This is a genomic window from Arachnia propionica (assembly GCF_037055325.1).
Lineage (GTDB): Bacteria > Actinomycetota > Actinomycetes > Propionibacteriales > Propionibacteriaceae > Arachnia.
On sequence record NZ_CP146373.1, the window covers coordinates 2,307,439 to 2,333,584 of the forward strand.

Genomic DNA, 26,146 nt, shown 5'->3' on the forward strand with positions numbered 1-26,146 from the left:
TCTTGGATAGGCTTTCTCCATGTCGCGGCTGATTGAACGAGCCATCCAGTCATGGGCTGAGGAACTCCTCGGCTTCAGTCCGGTCCTGGTCGTAGAAGGGGCCAGACAGACGGGCAAGTCAACTCTGGCGCGGATGTTGCGGCCAAACGCCATCACGGTGAACCTCGACGATCCCCAGACCTTGGACTACGCCAGGAACGATCCGGTGGGATTCGCCGCTCAGGCAGGTGATGGCGTCCTCATCATCGATGAGTTCCAGCGCCTGCCTTCGTTGTCGCTGGCGATCAAGGCCAACGTTGACGCCGATCGTCGACCCGGTCGTTTCATCCTCACGGGATCATCGGATTTCGCGCGGGTACGTGGTGACAAAGATTCACTCGCCGGACGCGCGCTGTCGGTGACCGTGTGCCCGCTGACCCAGGCCGAGGTCCGGGACACAACTGCGTCGGGAACACTGGTTGACAGGCTGCTCGGGGCAACGGGAGTTCACGACCTTCCGGCTTCCGCTGAGCCACTGACCCACACCGGCCTCGCGCATCTTCTGACGGCAGGTGGTTTCCCTGCGGTTCACAACGCCATACCACGACTGCGGGCGGAATGGTACCGCAACTACGTCGAGCGGCTGGTCCGCGTCGACGCCCTCGCTGACGGTTCCCGCCTCGCCCCTGAGCGCCTACTCACGGTGCTCCAGCTGCTCGCCGCCCACCAGTCCGGCGAACTGGTCAAGGCGCGTCTGGCCCAGGAGGCGGGACTCGCGGCATCGTCGGTGACGAGTTACCTGGACGTGCTGGCCAGGCTGTTCCTCACCCTGCGCGTGAGGCCGTGGGAGACCAACCTCACGAAACGAGAAATCGGGCGGGCGAAGGTCTCCGTGCTGGACTCCGGGCTGGCCGCATGGTTATGCGATGCCTCCCCGACCGCCCTGACCACGATCCCACACGGGGTGCAGCAGCTCGGGGCCCTGACGGAGGGGTTCGTCGCCGGCGAGCTGCACGCCCAGCAGCAGTGGAGCAGGAGCCGATACCGCATGCACCACTACCGTGACCGCAACCAGAAGGAGGTCGATTTCATCCTGGAGGTCGACGATTCGCGACTGATCGCGATCGAGGTCAAGGCCAGCCGAACCGTCACGGGCTCCCACCTCGCCGGGCTGCGATTCCTGAAGGAAAAACTCGGTCCCCGCCTGACAAGGGGCGTGGTTCTCGCGCCCATTGACCGACCCGCCAGCTTCGGCGACGATCTGTGGGCGCTGCCTCTCTCGGCCCTGTGGAGCTGAAACCCTGCGCAGGGGAACGGGAAACAGCACGTCACGATGCCAGGGTCCGGCGGCGGGACCGGCAATCACGGTCTTGAGCGCGACCCGTTTCTCCCCTGCTGGGCAGCGATCCGCCTGCGCCGTTCGTTCTGGGCGGCCCTAAGGGCCGGGCCGTCAGCGAGTCTCCTTGAACTCGACATGGCGCCGGATGGTGGGATCATACTTGCGCAGCGAGAGCCGGTCGGGATCGTTGCGGCGGTTCTTCCGAGTCACGTAGGTATAGCCGGTTCCCGCGGTGGAGCGCAGTTTGATCAGCGGTCGCAGGTCATTCTTCTTGGCCATCTCAGAGCTTCCTTCCCTGGGCAATGAGGTCCGCGACCACCGCATCGATGCCCCGGGCATCAATCACCTTGATGCCCTTCGCAGAAACTGTGAGCTTGACCCTTCGTCCCAGCGACGGCACCCAGTAACGCTTTGTCTGGACGTTGACGTTGAAGCGACGATTGGTCTTTTTCTTCGACCAGGGGACGTTGTGCCCGAAACCGGGCACGGCCCCCGTGACCTGACAGTGACGTGACATGGGACTCCTCGGGTTGCACGAACATTCGCCGATAATGATAATGAGTCGCAATTGAAGTTCCAACCCGACCCTCGGAAGGCCCATGATGAAACCAGGCATCCATCCCGACTACCACCCCGTCGTCTTCCGCGACATCACCACCCGAACCATGTACCTGACCCGTTCGACGATGACCTCTACGCAGACGATCGAGTGGAGCGACGGGAACACCTACCCCCTGGTCGATGTGGAGATCACCGCCGACAGCCACCCCTTCTACACGGGCAAGGCGCGCAGACTCAGCGTCACGGGACGCGTCGAAAAATTCCAGCAGCGCTACGGGAAGATCTGACCCTGATACCCGCACCCCAGGCTGGCCACCATGCACTCACACATCGCCCGGACCTGCCCCGACGAGGCAAACCGGGCTTTCGGCCCTGAACCGCCCAGGCCACCGCCTTCCCACATCACAGGCAGGACAGCTGGCGACGCCTCGGCGCAGCCCACCAGGGACTCACACCTGGAAGAGCACAAAGCGCGCACCGTGAGGATCGGCGGCCTCGGCCATGCGGCCCCACGGGGTGTCAGCCGCTTCCGAAAGAATCTCTCCCCCGAGCCGAAGCACCTGCGCGACCGCCTCGTCGACATTCGTGACACCGATGTGAACCCGCCAGCCCGGAATCGCGACTGGACCCTCACAATGCTTCATCTCACCGATGCCGCAGACCGCATTGTCACCTTCACCGTTGGTGATGTAGGGCACCTCGTCACCGTCGATCGGGTGCCGATCCCAGCCGAACACGTCACCATAGAACGCCACGCACCGCTCGAAATTCCTGCTCATCACGTCGTACCACACAGGCATGCCCGCAACAGACACGGAGGAGGAACCAGTGAAGGCGGGATCGTGCAGCGCTCCGACACGCGACCCGTCGGGATCCTCAACAACGGCATAGACCATTGCTTCGTCCACCCGAACCGGGGCGATGATGACGTCGCCTCCAGCTGCCTCCACCTTGTACGCAAAATCACTCATATCCGACATCGTCAGACAGACGAGCCAACCCGAATATGGTGCCTCTTTGGACAGTGGCTCAATGGTCCCGATCATGTTCTCCGACAGCGAAATGACGTTCGCGAGCGGTGAGTCAGGATCGCCCTTCTCGATGCTCCAACCAAACAGTTCGTGGTAGAACTCAGCGGATGTCTCCGGTTCTGCCGTGTACAGCTCGATCCAGCAGGGCTGCCCGGGAAGAATCTTGTTCACCGTTTCAGTCATGGTGTCTCCTTGCCCCAACGATTCGACGCACTGGCTCACACCATAGCTTCATCGGCAAAGGCTGAACGGCCCCGGTCACCGGCGCTGGATGGCGAGCGACCCTGCTCGCCCATTCCTTACTCAGACGACGGCGAAGGGGCGGACACCGAATGGTGCCCGCCCCTTCGTCGTCAATGGTTCACTCAACCGGTTTGGTGATCGTGCCGTCGACCAGGACGCTGGGCGACATGGTCGCGGAGATCGCGACCTTCTTCACGTAGCGGCCCTTCGACGCGGCGGGCTTGAGACGCAGGATCTCCTCCAGCGCCGCAAAGTAGTTCTCGACAAGCTGCTGCTCGGTGAACGAGGCCTTGCCGATGATGAACTGCAGGTTGGCGTGCCGGTCCACGCGGAACTCGATCTTGCCGCCTTTGATGTCGGAGACTGCCTTGGCCACATCCATGGTGACGGTGCCGGTCTTCGGGTTCGGCATCAGGCCGCGCGGGCCGAGGACACGACCCAGCCGGCCGACCTTGCCCATCATGTCGGGGGTGGCGACGACCGCATCGAAGTCCAGGTAGCCGCCGGAGATCTTCTCGACGAGATCGTCGACGCCGACCTCATCGGCTCCCGCTGCGATCGCGGCTTCTGCCTTCTCACCGGAGGCAAAGACGAGGACCCGAGCCGTCTTGCCAGTGCCGTTGGGAAGGTTGACCGTGCCGCGCACCATCTGATCCGCCTTGCGGGGATCGACGCCGAGGCGCACCGCGACCTCGATGGTCTCGTCGAACTTGGCCGAAGCCATTTCCTTGACCAGCTTCATCGCCGCCTCGGGCGTGTGCAGCTGGGAACCACCGCGCTTCTCGGCGGCGGCCTTGTAGGCCTTGCTGTGTTTCATTTTCTGGTTCCGTTCTTTGTCGTCAGCCTCGCGGGCTGATCCACCAGTTCTGGTGCGGGAGTGATCTCCCTGCCAGGGGGGTGTGTCACTCGACGGTGACGCCCATGGAGCGGGCGGTGCCCTCCACGATCTTGCAGGCAGCCTCGACGTCGTTGGCGTTGAGGTCCGGCAGTTTCATCGTGGCGATCTCGCGAACTTGGTCCTTGGTGAGCTTGCCCACCTTGTTCTTCAGCGGGTTGTCTGAACCCGACTGGATTCCGGCGGCCTTCTTGATGAGCTCGGCAGCGGGCGGGGTCTTCGTGATGAAGGTGAACGTGCGATCCTCGTAGATGGTGATCTCAACGGGGATGACGTTACCGCGCTGGGACTCCGTCGCCGCGTTGTACGCCTTGACGAATTCCATGATGTTGACGCCGTGCGGGCCGAGGGCGGTGCCGACCGGCGGCGCCGGGGTGGCGGAGCCGGCCTGCAGGGCAACCTTGACGAGGGCTGCAACCTTCTTCTTGGGAGGCATGTTGGGTCCTTATGGGTTTAGATTTGGAACGGTCACGCCGGGCGCACCCGGATCGCGACGCAACGCGCCATTGTAGGGTCCCGGAAGGGCGGGAACCTAACCGACCTTCTCGACCTGCTTGAATTCCAGGTCGACGGGGGTCTCACGGCCGAGGATCTCGACGAGAGCCCGGAACCGCTGCTGGTTGGCGCTGATCTCGGTGATCGTGGCGTGCACCCCGGTGAAGGGGCCGTCGGTCACCATCACGGAGTCGCCGACCGCGAAATCGACGATCTCCACCTTCTTCTTCGCGCGCGCCACTGTGGCGGAGGCCTTGGAGGCCGCCTTCGCGACGACGGAAGGAGTCAGCATGCTGACCACCTCGTCCAGACTGAGCGGGATGGGGGTCTGGCCGTGACCGACGAAACCGGTCACGGAGGGGGTGTGGCGCACCGTCGCCCACGAGTCGTCGGTCAGCTCCATCCGCACCAGCACGTAGCCGGGCAACACGCAGCGGGTGACGGTCTTTCGGGTGTTGTTGCGCACTTCGACGACCTCCTCGGTGGGAACGATCGTCTCAAAGATGTAGTCCTCCATGTTCAGGGATGCGGCCCGGGAGTCGAGGTTCTGCTTGACCCGATTCTCCATACCCGAATAGGTGTGAATGACGTACCACTCGCCGAACTTGGCCTCCAGTTCCTCCCGGAGCTTCGCGACGGCCTCGGCGGTGGCGTCGTCGGTTTCAGGGTGCTCGGGTTCGTCATCCTCCGGTTCGTCGGTGAGGGCGATCTCTTCCTGGGGTTCGTTCTCCTCGTCGAGCGGGCCGAGGTCGATCTCGACCTCGTCGCTGGAGGCGGGAAGCTCCCCCAGGTCGATCTCGAAGTCGTCGGTGTTCTCACTCACTGGGGGTTCCTCCAAACAGGCTGAGCAGGGCCCAGCCGAAGCCGTTGTCGAGAAGCATGACGTAGGCAATTATGAACAACACGAACAGCAGGACCGCCGAGAACAGCACCGTGAGTTCCCCCCAGCTGGGCCACACGACCTTTTTGAGCTCAGTCGCGGACTGGCGTACGAACTGCACCGGGTTCTTCGCCCTGTAGGGATCGTGCTCGTCACGCTCGCCCTTGGTGCGTTTCTTGGTGGCCGTCGTTTTTTTCACGGGGGCCTTCGCGGTCTTGCGGGCCACCACCTTCGACGTCTTCTCGTCGGCCTTCTCGGTGTCGTCGTCCTCCGCGCCGTCCTCGGAGGCTTCCTCGTCGAACTGGTCCTCCAGATCGGCGATCACCTCGTCGTCGGCGACGGGGTCAGCCTCGGGGATCTCGTCCCCGTCCTGCCGAGTCTTGTCGTCGCTCACGCGCGGTCCCTTTCGGTCAACAAACGAAATGCCTGCCCACCCACTGGGTGGCAGGCGTTGGAAGCATGTGCTTCGCAGGGCAGGAGGGACTCGAACCCCCAACCTGCGGTTTTGGAGACCGCTGCTCTGCCAGTTGAGCTACTACCCTTCGGCGCGGTCACGCACCTTGCTGAAGGCGCGACCAACCTCGCCAAGCCCCTACCCTACCGCATCCCCGGCAAGGTCCGAAATCTCTGTTCAGATGCTCACGCCGACGAGGTTTACCTCGGGGGCCAGGGTGATACCGAACCGTTCCCGGACCCCGTCGCGGATCTCACGGGCAAGATCGAGGACGTCGGCGGTGGTGGCGTGCCCGCGGTTGGTGAGCGCCAGCACGTGCCGGGTGGACAACCGCGCCGGGCCGGTTCCGTGACCCGCGGGGAATCCGGCGTGCTGGATCAGCCAGGCGGCGCTGGTCTTGATCCCTCCATCTGCGGAAAAACGGGGAGCCTCCGCGGGCAGGGAGGCAGCCTGCTCCGGGGTGAGGATCGGGTTGGTGAAAAAAGATCCTGCGGACCAGGTGTCGTGGTCGTTCTCGTCCAGAACCATGCCCTTCCTCCGTCGGATGGCGAGCACAGTCTCCCGCACATGGACTGCCGGAGCGCGCTGCCCCACCTCGACGCCGAGGGCACGGGCCAGTTCGGGGTAGCGGATGGGTTGTCCCAGGTCTCCGAGCGGCAGCTGGAAGTCAACACGCAGCACCAGGTGACGCCCCTTCTCGCGTTTGAAGCGGGAGTCGCGATAGCCGAAACCACACTCGGCAGCCGCAAAGCTGCGGATACGCCCCTCGGAGCGATCCCAGGTGCGGACCCGCTGGATGAGGGTCACCACCTCGGCCCCGTAGGCACCGACGTTCTGAATCGGGACGGCCCCCACGGACCCGGGTATCCCGGAGAGGGCCTCCAACCCGGACCACTGCGAGGCCACGGCGCGGGCGACGAGATGGTCCCATGTCTCCCCCGCGGCGACCTCCAACTGCGCCCCGGAACAGTCCGCGGTCTCGGTGCGAACCCCTCGGGTGGCGACCTTGACCACGGTGCCGTCGAAGCCCTCGTCGGCGATCAGAACATTGGAGCCGCCGCCGAGGATCAGGACCGGTTCGCCACGGGAGTCGCAGTCCGCGACGGTGTCGATGAGCTGCTGTTCGGTCCTCGCCTCGACGAAACGCCGCGCGGGCCCGCCGAGTCGGAAGGTGGTGTGGTTCGCGAGCGGCTCAGTCAATGCGGACCTCCACCTTCGCGGCCCCCAGCACCGCGTCGTCACCGCAGGTCGCGGTCAGGTTGACGGTGGCCACCCCGTCGGCGACGGCGGCGACGGTCCCGGTGAAACGCACCAGCGTGCCCTCGTCGGTGTCAGGAACCACCACAGGACGGGTGAACCTCACGCAGTAGCGCCCGACGCGGGCCGGATCGCCGATCCAACGGGTGACCAAGCCGAGCCCGGCACCCATCGTCCACATGCCGTGGGCAAGCACCCCGGGCAGGCCGATGGCGCGGGCGTGGCGGTCGGAGAAGTGAATCTCGTTGAAATCCGTGGAGGCACCGGCGTAGCGCACCACCACCGACCTGGTGACCCGGATCTCCAAGGCCGGGAGTTCCTGCCCCACCTGGATCTCGCGCTCAGTCATGGGGGGCCTCCTCGCGGGTGTGCATCAGGGTGGAACGGGCGTCGCAGACCGCCTCGTCGTCGACGGTCAACGCCACCAGGATCGTGACCATGTCCAGGTTGCCGCGGTTGCGGACCCGTTCGATGGTGAGCCGGGCCACCACGTCGTCGCCCTCACGCAGGGGACGGTGGAAGTCGAAGGTCTGGTCGGCGTGGACGGTGCGGTGCAGGGCCAAGCCCAGCTCCTCGTCATCGAAGAGAGCGCCCCAGGCCTGGGCTGCGATGACGGCCGCGAAGGTCGGTGGAGCGATGGGATGGTCACCGAAGTAGGCGGGGTTCTCGTCCTGGATGGCGCGTGCGAACTCTGCGATCTTTGCGCGGCTGACGCAGTAGGCGGGGGCCGGAGCATAGGTCCGGCCCGCGTGCTCGGCGGAAATCGGCATGGGGGAAGGCTACCGGGAAAACAGCGAGGGCCGCCCCTTGCGGAAGCGGCCCTCGTCGAAAGGGTGCGGCTCAGCGGGTCTCGCGGTGCGCACGATGGGTGCGACAGCGCGGGCAGTACTTCTTGAGCTCGATCCGGTCGGGATCGTTGCGACGGTTCTTCTTGGTGATGTAGTTGCGCTCCTTGCACTCGGTGCAGGCAAGCGTGATCTTCGGACGAACGTCCTGCCCCTTCTTGGCCATGATCAGTTTCCCTCGGTGTAGTGGCGCGGATGCGCGCTGGCTTCGGTTGTGTGGTGACGAGGGCGGGACTTGAACCCGCGACACAGCGATTATGAGCCGCTTGCTCTACCGACTGAGCTACCCCGTCGACATTCCCACCCGGGGCTTCCGGGCAAGAACAGAGCCCCCATGCGGAATCGAACCGCAGACCTTCTCCTTACCATGGAGACGCTCTGCCTACTGAGCTATAGGGGCCAGCCGTCGGCAAACTCTACACGGCCCTTCGCGAGAAGCACAAGTCGACAGCTGAGGCCCACCTATCAGGACGACACCCTCCGTCCGGCACCGCTTCGTCCGGCCCACGAACCGCTCAGCAGCAGGGCTGCGAGAAGACCAAAGAGCACCACCGCAGGCCATCCGATCAGGCCCGCCGGTCGCGGCCACGACACCGTCTAGGAGCAGGGCCGCCCCGAAACTCACCAGTAGGAACACGTCGACCGCCCGCACGTGAACACCCTGCCGCCCAGTAGCGGTCATTACTGTTGCTCCCCCGCGAGCATCTGACCCGAGGGCAGGAACCACAGGCCAACCATGTCGCCGTCGCGGTTGTAACTGACGCGGGCCACAAGTTCGGCGGCCTCCATGTGAAGGGGCTCCTCCACCACGACAACCCCACCCGACAGAGCCAGGGGGGTCGGGGTGCCGCGCCGTTCGAGCTCCCCGCCCAGCGCAATCACCTGCGCCCAGGCGTCTGCTAGCCGCTCGGCGTCGAGCTGCCATCCGGCACGCGGGCCGGCCAATTCTTCTGCTTTTTGCCATTCGTGCTTCTCGATGGCGTCGAGAAATACCTCCGCCTTCTCGACGGCGGCACGGAGTTCGGAATCGGTGGGTTTCTTCATGGGTTTTCCTGTTCTCGGGTCGGTCGGGTTTCCGAAGCGCTGAAAGGCCGCCTGGCGGCTGGTTCCCAGGGCATCGCCAATGGCCTGCCAGGTGACCCCCCTCCCCCGGGCCGCGGCGACTAGCCGGACCAGGACCTCGTCAGTCAGCATCTGGAGCGAGCGCACAGCAGCCAAGGAGTGGGTCATGTCACCCCCGGGAACGTCCGGATCATCGGCGGTGGCAAGTTCTGCCGCCACCAGGGAGCTGATCTTCCGAAGACGCCCCACGAGTTCTTCGACAGCCACATCGTTGATCGACATGCGTAAAGGTTAGGTTTACGCCACTTTCCTTGTCAAGTTTCTATTGACAAATCTGGGGGGAGGTTGGCCTACCGAACTCGCGACTCTCAGTGCCCGGTGCACAGGCCGAGCAGGGCCTCGAAATGAGCGGCAATCGATATTCGCGCAGGTAGATTGACCCCATGACCTCCGTACAGCTCGTCGACGAGATCCGCGGCGCGCTCGCCGCTGCCGGCGACCCCGAGAAGGCTGTCCGGGAGCAGGCCTACATGAAGTCGACGCTGCCCTTTCACGGGGTACGGCTACCAGAGGTACGACGCATCACCAAGAGTCTGCTGAAGAAACATCCCCTGACTGGCCGCGATCAGTGGGAACGGACCATCCAGAAGCTGTGGGACGAGGTCACCCACCGGGAGCAATGGTACGCAGCACTGGAGATCGCGGGATACCGCGATGCCCGCGACTGGCAGGACCTTGAGGCCCTCGAGCTGTACCGCTACCTCGCCACAACCGGGGCGTGGTGGGATGTCGTCGACGAGATCGCCTCTCCCCTGGTGGAGAACGTGGTCGCGACCATCCCCGAGGCGCGGGCCGTGGTGTGGACCTGGGCCACGGGAGACGATCTGTGGTTGCGTCGCATCTCCATCATCTGCCAACTGCAACGCAAGACCTCCACCGACCTGGAACTACTCAGCCACTCCATCGACTCCAACCTGGAAGGGTCGCGACACGGCTCCGAGTTCTTCATCCGCAAGGCCATCGGTTGGGCGCTGCGGCAACACGCCCGCATCGATCCGGACTGGGTGAAGGCCTTCGTGGAGACGCGCGCATCACGGCTGAGCGGACTGAGCCGCCGGGAAGCCCTCAAACACCTGTGACCACTACCGCCCGGACGGAATGACGACGGATCAGGTCGCCGGGGAGTTCGGCATCACCCGGCGCGATGTCGTTGTGGAAATTCTGCTTCACCATCTCCAGGAGGTCGTCCACAACACCTTGCTGCTGGCTGGCAGGTACAACCGCGTTGGTCGCCGTCCTGGCACTGGCCGGGGCGGCAGGCCCATCCACTAGGTGAGCTGACCGGATCCGACGGGTGAGGTCGTAGAATCCTTGCGCATGATGACGCAGCAGGTTCTTCCGTCCGGCCAGGAACCGGGTACCGGTAATGAACCGCTGCCGGCAGTGCATACGATCAAGCGCCGGTCCCGTACGGGTCTGGGATTCCTCGTTGCTGTTGTCATCATCGGGATCATCAGTCTGCTCGGTGGCTGGGACATCATCATGGCCGAACGTGACGAATCACTCGTCTCCGTGTCTCCTGGCGAAGTGGCGCACGCAGACCCCTTCGATGTGACATTCCTCAGGGCCTTCCACGCCACCGATCTGGAACCCATGATCCGCCCCAAGAACGGAAAACGCCTGCTACTCATCTCCCTGGATGTGGTCAACACCGACAAAACCATGGTGAGCTCGACGCTGCTCGCCCGCGCGCTGGTTCCGGATCTCCCCCTGGCCACGACGAATAACGAACCTGACGGCCAGGCTGAGCCGGCCGATTTCTACCGGATTCAGGACCACCAGGAGCAGGGGAGTTTCCAACCCGGCCTTCCTCAACGCATCCTCGCCGCCTGGTGGCAGGACGAAACAACCCCCCTGCCCACCGAGGTCACTGTGACCCTGTCCGGACACACCCACCAGGAGAGCAGCGTCATGGAAGGCCTGATGTTGTGGTCTGACCGGGAGGAAAAGGTCTCCGTCACCCTTCCCGTGGAGGAGCTGAAGAAGGGATGACCACCATCAACCGAGAAGTTCCCGGGCCGCCCCGGAGAATGTATCCGGACCCGGATCAGGAATTCCCGTCCCGTCGGCGCCGGTTGTCGCGCTGGCTGACGATCCCGGCCCTGGTCGCGGCCCTGCTGTTCGGGTCATGGGCCGTAAGCCACCTCCCCACCAGCAGCTCCGTCACCAATGACCAGTTCCTTCGCGCGGGCACGGTGGGCCAGCCCGTGGACCTGCGCACGGGATCGGTGAAGGTGACCGGAGTCCGCTCCGCGGCAGAGATCCAGTCCGGGAATCAGGTGGCCACAACCCCCGGGATCTGGCTGGTCGTCGATGTGGACTTCACGCCGAGGAACGAGCCCCGCAATCTCCTGCCACCTCAGTTGTCGGACTCGATGGACCGTTCTTTCGGCGATTCCCAGGCCATCAACGTGCCGCCCTGCAGCTCGGGGCAGCCCGGCATGGTCTTGGGCTGCACCTTTGCACTCGAACTACCGACGGATGCTCTGACGGGCGCCACCCTTCTCCTGCACTCGGAGGGCAGCCTCTACGCAGTTCCCTTCGACGTGGCGAGCATAGATCTGGGCATTGACGATTCCCGGGCGGAACAGCTCGCAGCAGAAACCGGACGTGTCGTCCTGAAGGAGCCACAAGTGAAGGGCAAGGCGTGAGATCCCCGTGGTGGGCCCGCAACCGCGGATGGGTGTTTGCCCTGCTTCCGCTGTTGGTGTGTGCAACACTGGCCTGCTCCCAGCGCCTCGTGAATCTCTACCTACCTTGGGAGGAGAACGGTCGCCGCATCAGCGGACATGACAGGAGGGGGGAACTGCACCAGAGGTTCGTCGTGGAAGACACCAAGAAACAGACGAGAACAATGTCCGAGATCACGGTCGCGGTGCAGGTGACGGATGTCCAGGTTGTCGAGAACGAGAACGGCGAAATCACGGCGGCGGAAGGAGCGCAGCTGTGGCAGGTGGATCTTGAGTTCACCGCGGAACCGGATCAGATCCTGACGTACTGCAACATCCAGTTGGAGGCCGACGGGGTGCGGTACGGCGGCAAGGAGGCCAAGGTCCACAGCTCCCCGTACGGCTCCATAGTGCCGCCCACCTGCGTGCCCAAGGAAACTCCCGGTCCGTCGTTCAAACTTTTCACCTCGGAGGTCACCGAGACCACACCGCCTCGCCCGAGAACATGGTCCAGGAGCCTGACCTTCGCCCTGCCCACAGGCGTCACGCCACAGGCACTACGCCTGTGGTGGCATCACCCGGAATACCTATACATCCCCTTGTAAGCCCCGCTTCGGAACGGCGACGCCGTTTCCCGGCCCGCCGCGCGACTCACCGGAAAGCCGTTTCCCGCCGACCACGAGGTTGACGGCAGCTGCCAGGAGAGCCATTCCCAGCACGGAACCGACGAGCTGCGACGCCGCATCGAGGTAGGGAAACAACGCCAGGTGGAGCGTGGGTGAGCGAGGTCCGATCGCTTCGTGCAGCAACCACGCGACCCCGACCTGGGATTGATTCACCGCGACGAATGACAGGCAGAAGATCACTATGGGTGCGGGCCCGGCGACGATGATCCGTGACACGGCACCCCAGAAATGGCGCAGCGGGGTGATAACCGGTTCGGCGAACTCGGCGAGCACCCGCCGTGAACGCTCCGAGAGCTTTCCCAGACGCATGGCCACGCCCTTGGGAGTGGGCATTTCGCTGCTCGCGAGGTCGGCCTGGTAATTCGCGGCTCCGATGGCAAGCCACGCCAGAGGAATCACGACCAGCGTGCTGAATCCACCGCCGAGGCCCGCTACCCATTCGACGGCAGCCCGCACTGCATCCCCCACCGGTCCCAGCCATGCGGCGAACGCTTCCCAGGCCTTTGCAAGGTTGTCGACGACAGCTCTTTCTCGAATCCATTGGAGGATCTCCTTGAATTTCGACAAGAACGCCTTGGCGAGAGTGACGACCCACAGCGACTCCAGGTACATGGCCCCCAGTGCCGCGACCGTGGACCGACGGAAGACGTCAGTTATGGAGATGGCCTTGCGAAGGACCAGTGTCACGACCACCAGGAGCAGTAGATACCACCCCTCCGCGTAGTCAAGCCGTGGCGCCAGGGTGGTCACAGGGGAGCTGGTGCTCACGTCGTAATAGACGTCCTGGACGTAGTAGCGGCTGTCCTGCGCCAGCAGACCCTGGGACGCGTACGCGGCTATGAAAGGAACCAGAACCCGGGCCGTGATCATGAAGTGGTAGTACCACCGCTCCAGAATCGTGGATCCCCGGTAGGTTCCCTGAAAGGCCGGCAGTGTCTCCGAGGTGACTCGCAGCATCAGCATCAGACTGATCAGGGTGCTCAACGGCGCAAATGGCAGAATCAACACCCCGACCGCCCCATGGAAATTCGATCCCCACAAAGCCAACCACAGGAACCCCATGCGCCCGATGATCCCGAGCAGGCACAGGCCGACGAGCTGTGGCCAGTGGTCGCGCAGCACACGGCCGGTGTCGGCCAGCAGACGCCCCCAGAGCACGAACCAGTCCCGCACCGAATCCATGTTACTGAGACGAGCCGTCATGGACGAGACGCCAGTTCTGCGCCTCTGGGATGTCGATGCCGTGCGCCAGGGCCCAGTCGATGAGGAGCTGACGAATGTCCACCATGTCGTTGTAAAGGACGGGGGCGTTCGCGACCTGCCGGTAGCCACCTGCTCCGCTGAGTCGATAGTGATTCAGGGCAACTGCGAACCGATCAGCATCGGGAACCGGTTCGCCCCCGGGGTGGCGCAGATCCGTGATGCGCCTCCCGACCGGTTCATTCAGGTTGATCTCGTAGTCGACACCCCATGCGATGTCGTACTGGTAGTCCCAGATGGTCTGGCCGTCGCGTTCGACGCTGGTCATGGTGGCGGGGTCGAAACGCTGGCCGTGTGGCAGGTCTGCGTAGTAACGGGCGGCGTGTTCCAGGTGTGCACGCAGCTCAGTACCGGTCAGCAGGACCGCGGCGAGGGTGTTGTCGAAGACGTAGAGGCTGGCGAGATCGCGGATGCTGACCGGCCCTTGCGGGATGACGGCGGTCCGTGACGTGGGCGCGGTGAGGCTGATCACGGGCAGGGTCGCGTACTGCCCGCTGGCCAGCGCCTCGGCGACGGTAGCGGCCTGGACGCGCTGGATGAAGTCGATGGCCCCGGTGGCATGCCACCGGGAGTCGGAGGTGCTGAGTTCACGCGGGGACACCGCGACCTGCCGGTTCACGTGTGCACGAGTGGCCTCGTGGGCCTCGGCGACGGCGTCGAGCACCCGCGGGTCGGGCACCTCCCCTCGGGCGCGGTGGGGGGTGGCGCCCAGCACCTCGATGCGCCAGGAATCGCCGTCGTGCTCGGCTTCGATGACGGTCTCCGTCAGCCCTGCGGCGTGGGCCCTCGGCTGAGTGAGCAGGACCGGGCGGCCCGTGGCACGGCAGGTCACCCACTGCTCAGGTTCGTCGCGGTGCGTGTGTCCGATGACCATGACGTCGATACCCGGTACCTGCTCCGCGATCTCCCGGGCCGGATTCTCGGCAGGCGCGTCGGCGTTTGTGGCATAGGTGGTCTGCCCGATCCCCGCGTGACACAGGACGACCACCATGTCGAACAGGAATTCCTCACGCAGCCTCGGCACCCAGTGGGATGCGGCGGCGACCATGTCGGTGACGTCCACTTTCCCTGCGAGCTGCTGGCGGTCCCAGATCATCGCTCCCGGCGTGGTCAGGCCGAGCACCCCGATCCGGATCTCCCGCCCATCGAGGTGGCGGGTCACAGACGCAAAGGCTGGGAACACCGGCAGTCCCGAATCGGAATCGACGACGTTGGCCCCGAGCAGCAGCGGGTCGAGCTGCTGCTCGAAGGAGTAGAGGAAATCAAGGCCGTAGTTGAACTCGTGGTTTCCGATGTTGACCGCGTCGTAGCCCATGACGTTGAACGCCGCCGCGAGCGGGTGAACCAGGCTTTCGGTCCCGGGCTCGTGTCGAGCGAAGAAGGTGCACAAAGGGTTGCCCTGGATGGTGTCGCCATTGTCCACCAACGCCACGGTCTCTGCCCCGCGTTCGGCCCTGATGCGTTCCACAACTGTGGACAGCTGGGCCAGCCCGGCCTCTGCTTCACCGGTCCAGGACTGGTCGCGATAGTAGTCCCAGTTCAGGACGGTGCCGTGAACGTCCGTGGTGGCCAGCAACGTGAGTCGCGACATCTGGGCTCCTTCAGTCAGGGTCGCAGCGAGCCTATCGCCTCCGTCCATGGGGACCGCCGGGTTGTGCATCGGATGTCGCACGATCACAGTAAAGGCATGCGTTTCGCCCTGGCACAGCTCCTTTCCACCGTCGATCCCCAGGAAAACCTGGCAATGGTCACCGCCGCGGCCCGCCGGGCCACCCAGGGCGGAGCCGATGTGATGGTGTGCCCAGAGGCCACCATGTGCTCCTTCCTCCGCACGCCCACTCAGGTCGCCGAGACCTTTGACGGGCCGTGGGCCTCGACCGTGCGCCGCTTGGCCGGCGACCTCGGGATCACCATCATTGCGGGCATGTTCACCACGGCACACGACAGCCGGGTGCACAACACGCTCGTGGCGACCGGCGAATGCGAGGGCCGCTACGACAAGATCCATCTTTTCGACGCTCTCGGACATCGCGAGTCAGAAACCGTCGCACCGGGACGACGGTCGACGTCGATCAAGATCGCCGGGCACAGTCTGGGGCTGGCCGTCTGCTACGACGTAAGGTTTCCCACCCATTTCATCAACTTGGCCTTGGGAGGAGCCACGGTCATGGTGGTGTGCGCTTCCTGGGCACCCGGTCCGGGGAAGCTGCACCAGTGGCGAACTCTGGTGACGGCCCGGGCGATGGATTCTGTATCTTTCGTGGTCGCCGTGGATCAGGCGCTTCAAGGCGACGGGGAAACCCCCAGCGGCCCGACGGGAATCGGCCACTCGATGGTGGTGGATCCCACCGGGCAGGTCCTGCTGGAGCTGGATGCGGAACCTGATCTGGCCTTTATCGATATCGATCCGGACAAGGTCGTCGTTACCCGGAAGACACTTCCAGTACTCGACGGGAACCGGCTGCGGTCGCTGTGACGTTGTCACTGGACGGCTTCCGTCCAGGATGTCATCAGCTCTCCACAAACTCGGTGTTGAGAAACGGATGCAACCAGTAAGCGTTCGCACACCTCTCGCGGGACGAGAGACCCTAGGGCGGGTGTCGGTTCACAGCACTCGCCACCCTCCACATCTACGGTTCGAGCGACCTGTGGGCCCCCACCGAGGAGGGTGTTCAGAAATATCGCAACAACGGCACCACGGACTGGAGAGAAATTGGCACCATAGTGCGTGACGTGATCTACCACGTCGTCCTGACGTGGATGTCCCTGCTGATCCCCAGCGTCTGGAGCCTGGCATGAAAGACCATTTGTACCTGCGGTATTCCCGCAACGATCTGAAAAGGAACTGGGGTATCAACGCGGCCCTCATGGCCATCCTGATCCTCAGCGCCTTCCTCATGGCAACCGGCTGCATGGTGATGGAACGCCTCCTCGGCGGCATCAACCAGCTCTTCGAGGAGGCCAAACCACCTCATTTCCTGCAGATGCACACCGGGGACTACGACACCAAGGCTCTCGACGACTTCGCAGCCGCACATCCCGAGATCGACTCGTGGTTCATCGAGGACATGGTGGGGTACGACTCCTCCTCTCTGACATGGTCCCGGTCTTCGACAAGTGAATCCGGAAGCCTGGCAGCGAGCCTCATTGACAACCTGTTCATCACGCAGAACAAGAAATTCGACCACCTGCTGGACGGCTCGGGCACCGCCGTGGAACCGGGCAACGGGGAGGTCTACGTCCCCGTTGCCTACCAGGACACGTTCGACCTCCGAGTCGGCGACACCCTTTCGATCCAGACGGACACAGGGCCCCGTGACTTCACGATCTCGGGTTTCGTCCGCGACTCCCAGATGGCCTCCTCACTGTCCTCCGCGACCCGGTTCGTCATCTCCCCCGACGACTTCGCCGCCCTCGAGTCCGCGGGCGGGGGAAATAGCGAGATCATCGTTGAGTACCGACTCACGGATACTTCCAAGGCCAGCGCCTTGCAGACGGCATACGACTCGGGTCACTCCCTTCCCCGCAACGGCCCAGCCGTCACGTTCGACATGATCCGCCTGATCAACGCGTTCAGCGACGGGCTCGTCGCGGTGGCGCTGGTCTTCGCCAGCCTCCTGCTGGTGGTGATCGCCCTGATCAACCTGCGTTTCGTCATCCGGGGAACCATGGAGGACGAGGTCCGCGAGATCGGTGTCATGCGAGCCATCGGGCTCCCCGCGCGAGCGATCACGGGGCTCTACCTGGGCAAGTACAGCATCATGGCGCTCCTGGCATGCGTCATCGGCGGGCTGCTCGGCATCTTCGCCACGAATTTGTTGACGACCAGCATCGTCAAGAACTACTCCGCTTCCGCTCCCGGACCGGCCACCATCCTGACACCCGTGATCGCCTTGGCGTTGGTGTATCTCCTCGTCGTCGGAATCTGCCGCGGCATCCTGCGCGGGATCCGCCGCATCGAGGTGGTGAATGCCCTGGTGCGCGGCAGCACCCTGAACGACCGGCAGATCGCGAGGAAAGCCGCTGGGCTGGCCCGCAGGGCGCGCCGCACCAGTCTGGGTGCGGGGCGAGGCAGCATCAACCGGCGCTTGTCTCTGGCGGATCTGCGCGCCGAGATGGGCCAGTGGATCCTCATTCCATTGGTGTTCTTCCTGACCTCGTTGCTGCTGATTCTTCCCATGAACCTGCTCAGCACCTTCTCCAGCCCGCGGTTCGTCACCTACATGGGGGCTCCCGAATCCGACATCCGCGCCGACGTGCAGTTCTCGAAAGAAGTCGAGGCCACACGTGGCAAGCTCGTGAGTGCGTTGGAGAATGACCAGCGCCTCACCAACATCCGGACCTACGCGAACGTCCTGTACGAAACCCAAGGGAAAGAAGGCTGGGAGACGCTGCGCGTGGAGGTCGGTGACTACTCGGGCAACACCGTGAAGTTCCTCACCGGCAGCCGCCCGGAAAACGGTCACATCGCACTGTCCGTGCTGAACGCGAAGAAATACAACGTCAAGGCCGGTGACACCATGGCCATCAGGCTCGACGGGAAAACGAGCACCGTCACGGTCTCGGGCACCTACCAAGACGTCACCAGCGGCGGACACACCGCCAAAATGCAGGGCTCCGTCACGGAGGGCGCCGCCAGCTACGTCATCTACGCCAACACGGCCGGGGGCACCGACCCCGCCGCGATCGCGGCGGAGTACGACTCCCAATACAAGCACGCGAGCGTCATCCCAATGCAGGAATACGTGAAGCAGACCCTGTCATACGTAACCGACGCGTTCCGCAGCGCCGCTCTGCTGTCTCTCGTCTTCGGCCTGGCCGTAGCGGCCCTGATCACCGGGTTGTTCCTGAAACTGCGACTCACCCGGGAACGCCACCGAATGGGTGTGCTGTCCGCGCTCGGGTTCTCCAGGAACGAACTCATCAGCCAGGTCCGGTTCAAGACGGTGCTCACCGTGGCGGCCGGCACCGCCGTCGGCACGGTGTTCACCGCCACCCTCGGGGAGGGGCTGATCAGCGGATTGATCTCGCTGACCGGCATCGGCCTGACCAGTCTGAGTTTCATCCCCAATCCGCTTCTGGTCTACCTCGGCTACCCCTTGCTCCTCATCACGGTTGGCTTCCTCGCCTCCGTGCCGCTCACCGCCGGGTTGCGCCGCGGCGGATCCAGCGAATGGCTCACCAAGTAAAAGAGACGATCATGCCAACCATCACGCTCGACTGCACTGAAATCACCAAGACCTACACCACCACCGACCCACCGACCCACGTTCTCCACGGGGTCGATCTCCAGGTGCCCGAAGGGGAATTCCTGGTCATCATGGGAGCTTCGGGATCCGGCAAGTCGACTCTGCTCTACAACATCAGTGGCATGGACCGGCCCACCGCAGGAACAGTGCGTCTCGAGGGGCGGGAACTGACCGGTCTCAGCGACAAGGAAATGAGCCGGGTTCGTCTGACCCGCATGGGTTTCGTGTTCCAACAGGCGTATTTCCTGTCCAATCTCACCATCCGCGACAACGTGCTGCTTCCCGCGCTCAAGGCCGACCCGAGAAGAGCCGGCGAAGCAGCCTCCCGGGTGGATGCGCTGCTCGACCGGTTCGGCATCGGGCACGTCAAGCAGCACGGGATCACGGAGGTCTCCGGTGGGCAGCTCCAGCGCGCCTCCATCTGCCGGGCGCTTGCCGGTGAACCGGCAATCGTGTTCGCCGACGAACCTACCGGAGCGCTGAACAGCTCCATGACAACCGAGGTCATGGACGCCCTGTCCGATGTCCACTCCGAGGGGCGGACCATCGTCATGGTCACCCACGACCCGGCGTGCGCGGCCCGCGCGGACCGGGTGGTGTATCTGAGAGACGGGCGGCTCGTGGACTCGCGTTCCATGAACCGCCGGCATCCTGCACATGCCACACAACGCGAGGATGACCTCCTGGCCTGGCTGCGCGACCTCGGTTTCTAGACCCAGAACATACAGAACACCCCGGAACCTGGATCAGGAGAGCGTCCCACCCCTGACCCCATAGTTGGTCGCGCCCTCAACAGCCGCGACGCCCCACCTCATAGCACAAGGAGAAACCATCATGACCGAAACCGACTTCATCACCGGTATGGGTATGGTGAGCCTCCTCGGCGCCACCACTGACGAGTTCGAGAGAAACCTACTCCAGGGACGCCACGGCATTGTTCCCCTCCCCAAGGAACGAAAAGAAGGCCTGACCGTTCAGGTTTACGCTCCCGCGGCGGGGCGGAGATGCTGGGAACCCGGCTGGCCTTGACGGGGTTCCAGAACCTGCGCGCGCTCACCCCGGTCGGTGACCCCGATCGCGCAGGCCTCCCCTTCGAAAGGGCCCGGGCAGGATTCGTCATGGGCGAGGGCGGTGCGGCCGCGGACCGGGCCATCAGTGACGCCTTGGCAGAAGCCGGTCCCACCTCAGGGACCGAACACATCAATGCTCATGGCACGGGAATCGTCAAGAACGACCGCGTGGAATCCCTGGCCATCTCCCGAGCGTTTGGGCCTCATTCCCCGTGAACTCAACGAAATCGATGACCGGTCACCTCATGGGGCGGCAGACGCCCTGGAAACGATCGCATCAGTCCTCGCCCTACTTCGCGACGAGGTACCACCCACGGTTGGAACTTCAGAGCTGGATCCACGCATCGACATCGATGTAGTGCTGAAAGCCTCCAGAAAAACCAAACTCGCACGCGCTGTTTCCCTGTCGCTGGGTTTCGTGGGACGAAATGCGTGCCTGATCTTGGAGAAGGCAACATGACAATCGATCTCGTCATCACTGACGCCGATACACTCGACGCTCATTCTTTCAGGACCTTGAAATCACTACTACCGCATGAGCGACAGGAACGAAGCGAGAACTACGGCAGAAGGGTGGACCGCTACACGAGCGTCGTGGCGTTCGCACAACTTAAGAAAACTGTGGACGGATTAAGAAAACTGTGGACGGAGCGCCACCGCCACCCACTACCGGTGATAACGGGGCAGGTTCGGGAAACTCGGATTCAGCAAGGATTCCGGCCTGCACTTCAACTGGCCCCACGACTCGACTCTGTGTGCGTGCGCGTTGACCCCGATACCGGTGGGGGTTGACATGTCAGACCCCGTCCCCTTCGAGCAGGATCTGTCTCACTACATGGCGGCTCGGGGGAACGTCGCCTCAGAGGGCATCTGCAACGCAAGAACGACCTCAGTGCGCTGTGGCCCCGGAAAGAGGCAACGGTCAAGCGCACCGGCATGGGACTGACAACACCGCTGCAGCAAATCGACACCACGACGGCGAAGGATATCCTCACCTACGCGTGCGAAGCAACGGACTTCCAGGTCAGTGTGAGTGTCCAAGGCCTCACCGCGGATGCGCTCCGAGACCAGCTGCGGGTGCGTTTCCTCACCCCGCGCCCCCTTTTCCACGTGACTCGAGGGGCCACACGACACCCTCTCCGCCAGCTGACCCCCACCCTGACGTGACGTCCACCACAGCCGGGACCCACACAATACCGGCCCCGGCCCGGGGAATCTTCCGTCGCCGACCATAAAACACACGACGTTCCGTTTTCCAAGATTTTTCTGGCTAGTTCCCGATGCACCTTTTTCTTGATAGCGTGATGCGGTGACAAGTTACATCGCAGTCATTTCACAGAGGCTACGCGACAAGCGTGTCACGTCATTTTCCCCGCCCCACGCGTCTCACCCACACCAAGAGCCAAAATTTCAACAAGCTTAGGCGGGACAGGTGAGCATTCCGAAACAATCAATTTCATGATTCAATGAAAGGGTGTCATGAAATCATGCAGAAACACGTCAGATCATGGCTGATTCTGAGCGCCGCATTCTTATTGCTGCTCTCTAGTTCAACACTCGCCCATTCGGAGGACCAGAAGCCCAAGAGCCTTTCGATCGTCCACCTCGGCGACTCTTACTCCGCCGGGAACGGCGCGGGACAGTACCACGGCCCAGCAGCCTGTCGGCGCAGCGGTCGGAATTGGGGAGCTCTCTTCGCTTCCTGGGCCAACTCGCAAGGCATCGCAGCCAGCTACCAGAACCACGCCTGCTCGAGAGGAAGAATAGGGGATCTGTTCTCGTCCCGCACCCTTCCCAAGCAGTCTTCCAGAGGGGTGAGCGCCAACTCCATGGAGGATGCCAAGGCCAAACTCGATTCCTCCGACGCCTGCTCCACCCAAGCCATCGGTGACGACTTCCTGTCCGTCGATTACCACCTCACGAAGAACAACAGCCTGTGGCCCTGGGGCAAGGACTACACCTACGAGTGTCAGATAACGATCCGCGCACAGGCCGATTTCGTCGGCCCCCAAACCGATCTCGTCCTCATGACCATGGGCGGAAACGATCTTGGTTTCTCTCATCTGATGACCAACTGCTTCGGCCCCAAGATTCCCTTCGTCATGGATGGCGCCCACGCCGTGAAGTGTCGTGACGACATCGCCGCCGCCAAGAACAACCTCCCGAACACGTTGAACAAGCTCAAAGAAAACATCGCCCAGTTGATCACCACCCGGATGACAGGAAGCACGACCTCCAAGGTGATGCTCCTGAGTTATCCTCTTCTGTCCACAGACCGAGCCTACGTACTAAACAACGACGGCATCCAGTTCGACGCCTCGCGCGGCATCAGGGAACTCGGCCAGTTGGCGGTCACTGAACAGAAACGGGTCATCGGCGAACTCGAGGCCATGTTTCCCGGACGTGTGAAATTCGTCGAGAACACCCCGGCAGCCTTCGCCGGCCACGAACCCGACCCCCGGGTGTTCACGAAGAACGATTCCCGCTGGATCAACGAGTTCCTGGAAACCGAAGGGGATTACGGCTCCGACAACAAGGTCACAGGGAACTTCTCGAAGACCCCTTCAGACTGGTATCACCCGAATCTGATCGGACATCGCGAGATGTCAAAGCTCGCCCAGACCGCTTCCAGTACGACCAGCGCGCAGGAGATCGGTGCTCGTCGTGGAAACGTGGACATGGCCTTCGTCGTCAACACCAACAGTCCCCTCTCAAGCCAGATCGATCAGGTCCGGGCAGCCATCTCTTCCGCCACCGACAAGGTGGCCAACGAGACAAGTTCCGCACGCTTCGCGCTCATCACCACGGACACCACCGGACAGCACAGGGTGGCGCAGCCCTTCACCGCGGACACCACCACCTTTCTCGATGCAGTCGCGACACTGGATTCCGCCCAGACCACCGCAGAATCAACGGGTGACACCACCACATCACTGGGCTGGCGTTCCGGGGTACGTCGCACCACGGTCATGATTGGCGCCGCGAAATCTATGGATGAGGCCCAGTCCACGAACATTGTTCCCACGGCAGATGCGGGCTCCACCACACAGGTGCTGACCATCGACACCGCTGCCGGAGCATCGTCGCAGGAAGCCTCCGGAAGCCAGGCAGCCGAGGCCAGCACTTTGACGGTGACAGATGGCACCGAATTGGAGACCGCGGCCACCGCACAGATCAGCGCCCTGCTCGATGCCCCGGTCGCCACGCTTCAGGGACCCTACATGGGCAAGATCGGTGAGGAACTGGAACTCGATGCCCGCGGAAGCTACGCGTTCGACGGTCAGGTGGTCCGCTTCGAGTGGGACTTCGATGGGGATGGAAACTACGATGAGACGACCGCCACCGGTTCAACCAGCCATGCGTACACGGACACGGTGAACAATGGTTTCGCGAAGGTCCGAGTGACCGACAGCAACGGTCGGCAGTCCGTCGCATCCGCGCGCCTCGACGTCACCCAGGACGGCGACACCGTTCCGGATGAGTTCGACAACTGCCCGACGATCTCGAACCCCCAGCAGGAAGATCTCGACCACAACGGGGTTGGAGATGCCTGCCAAGAATCCGGCACGCAGCAAGCTGAGGAACCGCAGGGCGTGGAGGACCCCGCCTCCTCCGACCCATCCGCTTCCTCCTCCGACCCTGCAGAGCAGCCGGGCACACCGGCGTCCTTCGCTCCGGGGGTCCCTGCGCAGGGCAGACCCATGGCCCCGGACCACCCAGGTCTGCCCCGCACCGGCGCGTAGACCATGAGCGTGGCCCCGGTTCCTGTTCCAGGACCGGGGCCACGCTCATGCGTCATTCCGCCTCAGGTAGGCCGTGATACCCTTGCCGCTACCCATCAGGGCAGCAGCCATCAAGCGGCCACACCGCCGACCCGTCGAGGCGGCTTCTCGAACGGAGGCAGCGGATGCGACTCAGGACGTGGCTTGTTCTGGGACTCGTTCTTCTCACGCTGCCGCCATCAGTGGTGCCTGCGCATTCCGACACGGAGGCACCCCGGATCCTGTCCATCGTGCACCTCGGGGATTCCTACTCCTCGGGGAACGGCCTCAGCAATCACCAAGGTCCCCCTTCCTGCTTGCGCAGCAGCAACACCTGGGGTTCCCTCTTCGCGTCGTGGGCGAACTCCCAGGGCGTAGCCACCAGCTACCAGAACCGTGCCTGCTCCGGCGGAAACATCGATGATCTGTTCTCACCGCGGGCACTTCCCCAACAGTCCGCCAAGAAAGTGGCCGCCGATTCCATCGAGGAGGCCCGAGCCAGGTTGGAGGAAACCGACGCCTGCTCCGCCCGAGCGGCCGGCGACGACCTCCTGTCCGTCAACCACCACCTGCGGGAGAGCGATGGCCTGTTGCTGTGGACGAGGAAATACACCTACGAGTGCCAGCTGACCATTCGCGCCCAGGCTGATTTCGTGGGACCCCAGACGGATCTGGTGCTGCTGACCGCGGGTGGAAACGAGCTGGGATTCACCGACATCATCGCGAACTGTTTCGGACCTCGGATCCCCGGCGCACTGGGCGGAGCGAACGGGACGAAGTGCCGCGAGGGTGTGGCGGCGACCACGTCCGGACTTCCCGAGATGCTGGACCGGCTCAAGTCGCAGATCTCCCGGCTGCTCACGGAACGGATGACCGGAAACCCCGCGTCACAGGTGATCCTGCTGGCCTATCCCCTGCTGTCCTTGGACCGTCCCCACCTCCTGCCCGACGGGGCGGTGTCCTTCGACGTCGCCCGGGGGGTACGGGAACTGGGACGGGCCGCTATCAGGGAACAGCGAAGGATCATCGGCGAGCTGGAAAAGGACTTCCCCGGGCGCGTGAAATTCATCGAGGAGATCGCAGATGCCTTCGACGGGCACGAACCGGACCCGCGAGTGTTCACCAGGAACAAGCACCGCTGGATCAACGAGTTCCTGGAAACCTCGGGTGACCACGGCAATGCTGGGGGGATCAGCGGAATCCGGTCTGGTTCCAGCACCGACTGGTACCACCCGAACCTGGTAGGACATCGCCGGATCGCAGCGCTCATGCAGGATCCGTCGAATCTGATCAGCGCACGTTCCGCCACGGAGACAACCGACTCCCCCACCGCAACACTGCAGGGCCCGTACGTGGGAAAGGTCGGTGAGAACCTGATGCTGGATGCCCGCCCCAGCTTCTCAGCCCGGGGACGAATCACCCGATTCGAGTGGGACTTCGACGACGACGGTACCTTTGACGCGACAACCAGCGACGGACGCGTCCTGCGCACCTACTCAAAACAGATCAGCGGGTACGTCCGAGTCAGGGTCACCGACGACTCAGGTTTCCAAGCAACAGCATCCGCGCTGCTGGACATCACCCGGGACGGCGACACCATCCCCGACGAGTTCGACAACTGCCCTGAGCAGCCCAACCCGATGCAGGATGACCTCGACGGCAACGGCGTCGGGGATTCCTGCCAGGACCCCGCAGAGTGGGGAATCACCGCACCTCCGGGAAGCAGTGAACAGCCGACCGCACCCCCGACCGAGGAGCTGCCCGCTCCGCCTCTACCCCGGCCACCGGTTCTCCCGGCATCGCCCGGCCTACCCAAGACCGGAAACTAGGGAAAGAAACAGCGGAGCCCGGTCCTTGGAAGGAACCGGGCTCCGCTGGTTTTCGCCCTGTCTCAGGCAGGAATCACCTCGAAACCGACCCGGGCGGTGACCGCGGGGTGCAGCTTGATGGATGCGACGTGGTTGCCGACGGTCTTGACCGGCTTGACGAACGACACCGACCGCTTGTCGATGGCGGGGCCACCGGCCTTCTTCACGGCCAGGGCCACGTTCGCGGCGGTAACTGCGCCGAACAGCGAACCCGATTCCGCAGCGCGGGCCGGAACCTTGATGGTGAGTTCCTCGATCTGGGTGCGGAGCTCCTGCGCATGCTCGACGCCACGGACCTCGCGGGCGTCACGGGCGCGCTTGATGCCCTCGATCTGCTTCTCAGCACCCCGGGACCAGACAATGGCCTTTTTCTGAGGGACGAGGTAGTTGCGACCGTAGCCGTTGCGGACCTCGACGATATCGCCGGCGATGCCGAGCTTGTCGACGGTGCTGGTCAGGATGAGCTTCATCTGTTCTTCCTC

General features: G+C 63.6%; 30 protein-coding genes and 3 tRNA genes. 14 read left to right on the forward strand and 19 right to left on the reverse strand.

The features are described 5' to 3' along the window. Positions 1–19 precede the first annotated feature (19 nt). Complete coding sequence (locus V7R84_RS10720) at positions 20–1,276, forward strand: ATP-binding protein (protein WP_338568810.1); 1,257 nt, start codon at positions 20–22, stop codon at positions 1,274–1,276. Between the two features lie 153 nt (positions 1,277–1,429). Here V7R84_RS10720 and rpmG (V7R84_RS10725) read toward each other — a convergent pair whose 3' ends face one another. Beyond that, positions 1,430–1,597, reverse strand: coding sequence for a 50S ribosomal protein L33 (gene rpmG, locus V7R84_RS10725; RefSeq protein WP_338568812.1), 168 nt, complete (start codon positions 1,595–1,597; stop codon positions 1,430–1,432). 1 nt (position 1,598) lies between these two features. After that, positions 1,599–1,835, reverse strand: a complete 237-nt coding sequence (gene rpmB, locus V7R84_RS10730) for a 50S ribosomal protein L28 (RefSeq protein WP_338568815.1) — start codon at positions 1,833–1,835, stop codon at positions 1,599–1,601. An 85-nt stretch (positions 1,836–1,920) separates the two neighbouring features. On the opposite strand from rpmB, the gene V7R84_RS10735 reads away from it, so the two are divergent. Then, positions 1,921–2,166 carry a type B 50S ribosomal protein L31 gene (locus tag V7R84_RS10735; protein WP_338573880.1) on the forward strand — a complete coding sequence of 82 codons (246 nt, stop codon included), beginning with the start codon at positions 1,921–1,923 and terminating at the stop codon, positions 2,164–2,166. Positions 2,167–2,328: 162 nt separating this feature from the next. On the opposite strand, the gene V7R84_RS10740 is transcribed toward V7R84_RS10735, so the two are convergent. From V7R84_RS10740 to V7R84_RS10800, 13 genes are all read right to left on the reverse strand, one after another. Continuing rightward, entirely contained in the window at positions 2,329–3,093 is a 765-nt protein-coding gene (locus V7R84_RS10740) for a VOC family protein (RefSeq protein ID WP_338568819.1), read from the reverse strand. A gap of 178 nt (positions 3,094–3,271) precedes the next feature. Continuing rightward, positions 3,272–3,970 carry a 50S ribosomal protein L1 gene (rplA, locus tag V7R84_RS10745; protein ID WP_338568821.1) on the reverse strand — a complete coding sequence of 233 codons (699 nt, stop codon included), beginning with the start codon at positions 3,968–3,970 and terminating at the stop codon, positions 3,272–3,274. Positions 3,971–4,055: 85 nt separating this feature from the next. Beyond that, a complete protein-coding gene (gene rplK, locus V7R84_RS10750; RefSeq protein WP_338568822.1) occupies positions 4,056–4,484 on the reverse strand; it encodes a 50S ribosomal protein L11 in 429 nt (142 codons plus the stop codon). A 96-nt stretch (positions 4,485–4,580) separates the two neighbouring features. Beyond that, entirely contained in the window at positions 4,581–5,381 is an 801-nt protein-coding gene (gene nusG / locus V7R84_RS10755; protein ID WP_412728055.1) for a transcription termination/antitermination protein NusG, read from the reverse strand. Further along, positions 5,359–5,817 (reverse strand): preprotein translocase subunit SecE, encoded by a 459-nt coding sequence (secE, locus tag V7R84_RS10760; protein ID WP_338568825.1) that lies wholly within the window; start codon positions 5,815–5,817, stop codon positions 5,359–5,361. The genes nusG and secE overlap by 23 nt, the downstream gene beginning before the upstream one ends. Positions 5,818–5,892: 75 nt before the next feature. Further along, a tRNA-Trp gene (locus V7R84_RS10765) sits at positions 5,893–5,965 on the reverse strand. An 89-nt stretch (positions 5,966–6,054) separates the two neighbouring features. After that, positions 6,055–7,077, reverse strand: a complete 1,023-nt coding sequence (locus tag V7R84_RS10770) for a UDP-N-acetylmuramate dehydrogenase (RefSeq protein WP_338568828.1) — start codon at positions 7,075–7,077, stop codon at positions 6,055–6,057. Continuing rightward, positions 7,070–7,483: a MaoC/PaaZ C-terminal domain-containing protein gene (locus tag V7R84_RS10775; RefSeq protein ID WP_338568831.1), complete on the reverse strand. Its 414-nt coding sequence runs from the start codon at positions 7,481–7,483 to the stop codon at positions 7,070–7,072. The genes V7R84_RS10770 and V7R84_RS10775 overlap by 8 nt, the downstream gene beginning before the upstream one ends. Continuing rightward, a complete protein-coding gene (locus V7R84_RS10780; protein WP_338568834.1) occupies positions 7,476–7,904 on the reverse strand; it encodes a MaoC family dehydratase N-terminal domain-containing protein in 429 nt (142 codons plus the stop codon). Before V7R84_RS10780 ends, V7R84_RS10775 begins: the two co-directional genes overlap by 8 nt. Before the next feature lie 70 nt (positions 7,905–7,974). Then, the gene (gene rpmG / locus V7R84_RS10785; protein WP_014847298.1) at positions 7,975–8,145 is read right to left on the reverse strand and encodes a 50S ribosomal protein L33; all 171 of its coding nucleotides are present in this window, start codon (positions 8,143–8,145) and stop codon (positions 7,975–7,977) included. Between the two features lie 51 nt (positions 8,146–8,196). Continuing rightward, a tRNA-Met gene (locus V7R84_RS10790) sits at positions 8,197–8,272 on the reverse strand. Between the two features lie 34 nt (positions 8,273–8,306). Further along, positions 8,307–8,379 (reverse strand) — tRNA-Thr (locus V7R84_RS10795). Positions 8,380–8,660: 281 nt separating this feature from the next. Continuing rightward, the gene (locus V7R84_RS10800; protein ID WP_338568840.1) at positions 8,661–9,323 is read right to left on the reverse strand and encodes a DUF3887 domain-containing protein; all 663 of its coding nucleotides are present in this window, start codon (positions 9,321–9,323) and stop codon (positions 8,661–8,663) included. Between the two features lie 161 nt (positions 9,324–9,484). Between V7R84_RS10800 and V7R84_RS10805 the strand changes: the two genes are divergently transcribed. Continuing rightward, positions 9,485–10,180: a DNA alkylation repair protein gene (locus V7R84_RS10805; protein ID WP_338568842.1), complete on the forward strand. Its 696-nt coding sequence runs from the start codon at positions 9,485–9,487 to the stop codon at positions 10,178–10,180. On the opposite strand, the gene V7R84_RS10810 is transcribed toward V7R84_RS10805, so the two are convergent. Then, positions 10,167–10,370: a hypothetical protein gene (locus tag V7R84_RS10810; protein ID WP_338568844.1), complete on the reverse strand. Its 204-nt coding sequence runs from the start codon at positions 10,368–10,370 to the stop codon at positions 10,167–10,169. The two genes, V7R84_RS10805 and V7R84_RS10810, sit on opposite strands and share 14 nt — an antisense overlap. A 48-nt stretch (positions 10,371–10,418) precedes the next feature. On the opposite strand from V7R84_RS10810, the gene V7R84_RS10815 reads away from it, so the two are divergent. The 3 genes from V7R84_RS10815 to V7R84_RS10825 are packed head-to-tail and all read left to right on the forward strand — an operon-like array spanning position 10,419 to position 12,375. Continuing rightward, the gene (locus V7R84_RS10815; RefSeq protein WP_338568846.1) at positions 10,419–11,093 is read left to right on the forward strand and encodes a hypothetical protein; all 675 of its coding nucleotides are present in this window, start codon (positions 10,419–10,421) and stop codon (positions 11,091–11,093) included. Continuing rightward, positions 11,090–11,752, forward strand: coding sequence for a hypothetical protein (locus tag V7R84_RS10820; RefSeq protein ID WP_338568847.1), 663 nt, complete (start codon positions 11,090–11,092; stop codon positions 11,750–11,752). The genes V7R84_RS10815 and V7R84_RS10820 overlap by 4 nt, the downstream gene beginning before the upstream one ends. Further along, a complete protein-coding gene (locus tag V7R84_RS10825; RefSeq protein ID WP_338568848.1) occupies positions 11,749–12,375 on the forward strand; it encodes a hypothetical protein in 627 nt (208 codons plus the stop codon). Before V7R84_RS10820 ends, V7R84_RS10825 begins: the two co-directional genes overlap by 4 nt. On the opposite strand, the gene V7R84_RS10830 is transcribed toward V7R84_RS10825, so the two are convergent. Further along, positions 12,358–13,638, reverse strand: coding sequence for a hypothetical protein (locus V7R84_RS10830; protein ID WP_338568850.1), 1,281 nt, complete (start codon positions 13,636–13,638; stop codon positions 12,358–12,360). The genes V7R84_RS10825 and V7R84_RS10830 overlap by 18 nt on opposite strands. A gap of 1 nt (position 13,639) precedes the next feature. Then, positions 13,640–15,307: a bifunctional metallophosphatase/5'-nucleotidase gene (locus V7R84_RS10835; protein WP_338568852.1), complete on the reverse strand. Its 1,668-nt coding sequence runs from the start codon at positions 15,305–15,307 to the stop codon at positions 13,640–13,642. Positions 15,308–15,403: 96 nt separating this feature from the next. On the opposite strand from V7R84_RS10835, the gene V7R84_RS10840 reads away from it, so the two are divergent. The 8 genes from V7R84_RS10840 to V7R84_RS10875 all read left to right on the forward strand — a co-directional run bounded on the left by V7R84_RS10840 (position 15,404) and on the right by V7R84_RS10875 (position 25,625). After that, complete coding sequence (locus V7R84_RS10840; RefSeq protein WP_338568855.1) at positions 15,404–16,192, forward strand: carbon-nitrogen hydrolase family protein; 789 nt, start codon at positions 15,404–15,406, stop codon at positions 16,190–16,192. Positions 16,193–16,511: 319 nt separating this feature from the next. After that, entirely contained in the window at positions 16,512–18,905 is a 2,394-nt protein-coding gene (locus V7R84_RS10845) for an ABC transporter permease (RefSeq protein ID WP_338568856.1), read from the forward strand. An 11-nt stretch (positions 18,906–18,916) separates the two neighbouring features. Further along, positions 18,917–19,678, forward strand: coding sequence for an ABC transporter ATP-binding protein (locus V7R84_RS10850; protein ID WP_338568858.1), 762 nt, complete (start codon positions 18,917–18,919; stop codon positions 19,676–19,678). A gap of 121 nt (positions 19,679–19,799) precedes the next feature. Further along, complete coding sequence (locus V7R84_RS10855) at positions 19,800–19,994, forward strand: beta-ketoacyl synthase N-terminal-like domain-containing protein (protein ID WP_338568861.1); 195 nt, start codon at positions 19,800–19,802, stop codon at positions 19,992–19,994. Further along, positions 19,970–20,251 (forward strand): hypothetical protein, encoded by a 282-nt coding sequence (locus V7R84_RS10860; RefSeq protein ID WP_338568863.1) that lies wholly within the window; start codon positions 19,970–19,972, stop codon positions 20,249–20,251. The genes V7R84_RS10855 and V7R84_RS10860 overlap by 25 nt, the downstream gene beginning before the upstream one ends. 720 nt (positions 20,252–20,971) lie before the next feature. After that, on the forward strand, positions 20,972–21,202 hold the full coding sequence (locus V7R84_RS10865; protein WP_338568865.1) for a hypothetical protein: 231 nt from the start codon (positions 20,972–20,974) through the stop codon (positions 21,200–21,202). A gap of 647 nt (positions 21,203–21,849) precedes the next feature. Further along, entirely contained in the window at positions 21,850–23,778 is a 1,929-nt protein-coding gene (locus V7R84_RS10870) for a PKD domain-containing protein (protein WP_338568868.1), read from the forward strand. Between the two features lie 164 nt (positions 23,779–23,942). Beyond that, positions 23,943–25,625, forward strand: coding sequence for a PKD domain-containing protein (locus V7R84_RS10875; RefSeq protein ID WP_338568871.1), 1,683 nt, complete (start codon positions 23,943–23,945; stop codon positions 25,623–25,625). A gap of 62 nt (positions 25,626–25,687) precedes the next feature. On the opposite strand, the gene rplI is transcribed toward V7R84_RS10875, so the two are convergent. After that, positions 25,688–26,134 (reverse strand): 50S ribosomal protein L9, encoded by a 447-nt coding sequence (gene rplI, locus V7R84_RS10880; RefSeq protein ID WP_338568873.1) that lies wholly within the window; start codon positions 26,132–26,134, stop codon positions 25,688–25,690. Positions 26,135–26,146 lie beyond the last annotated feature (12 nt).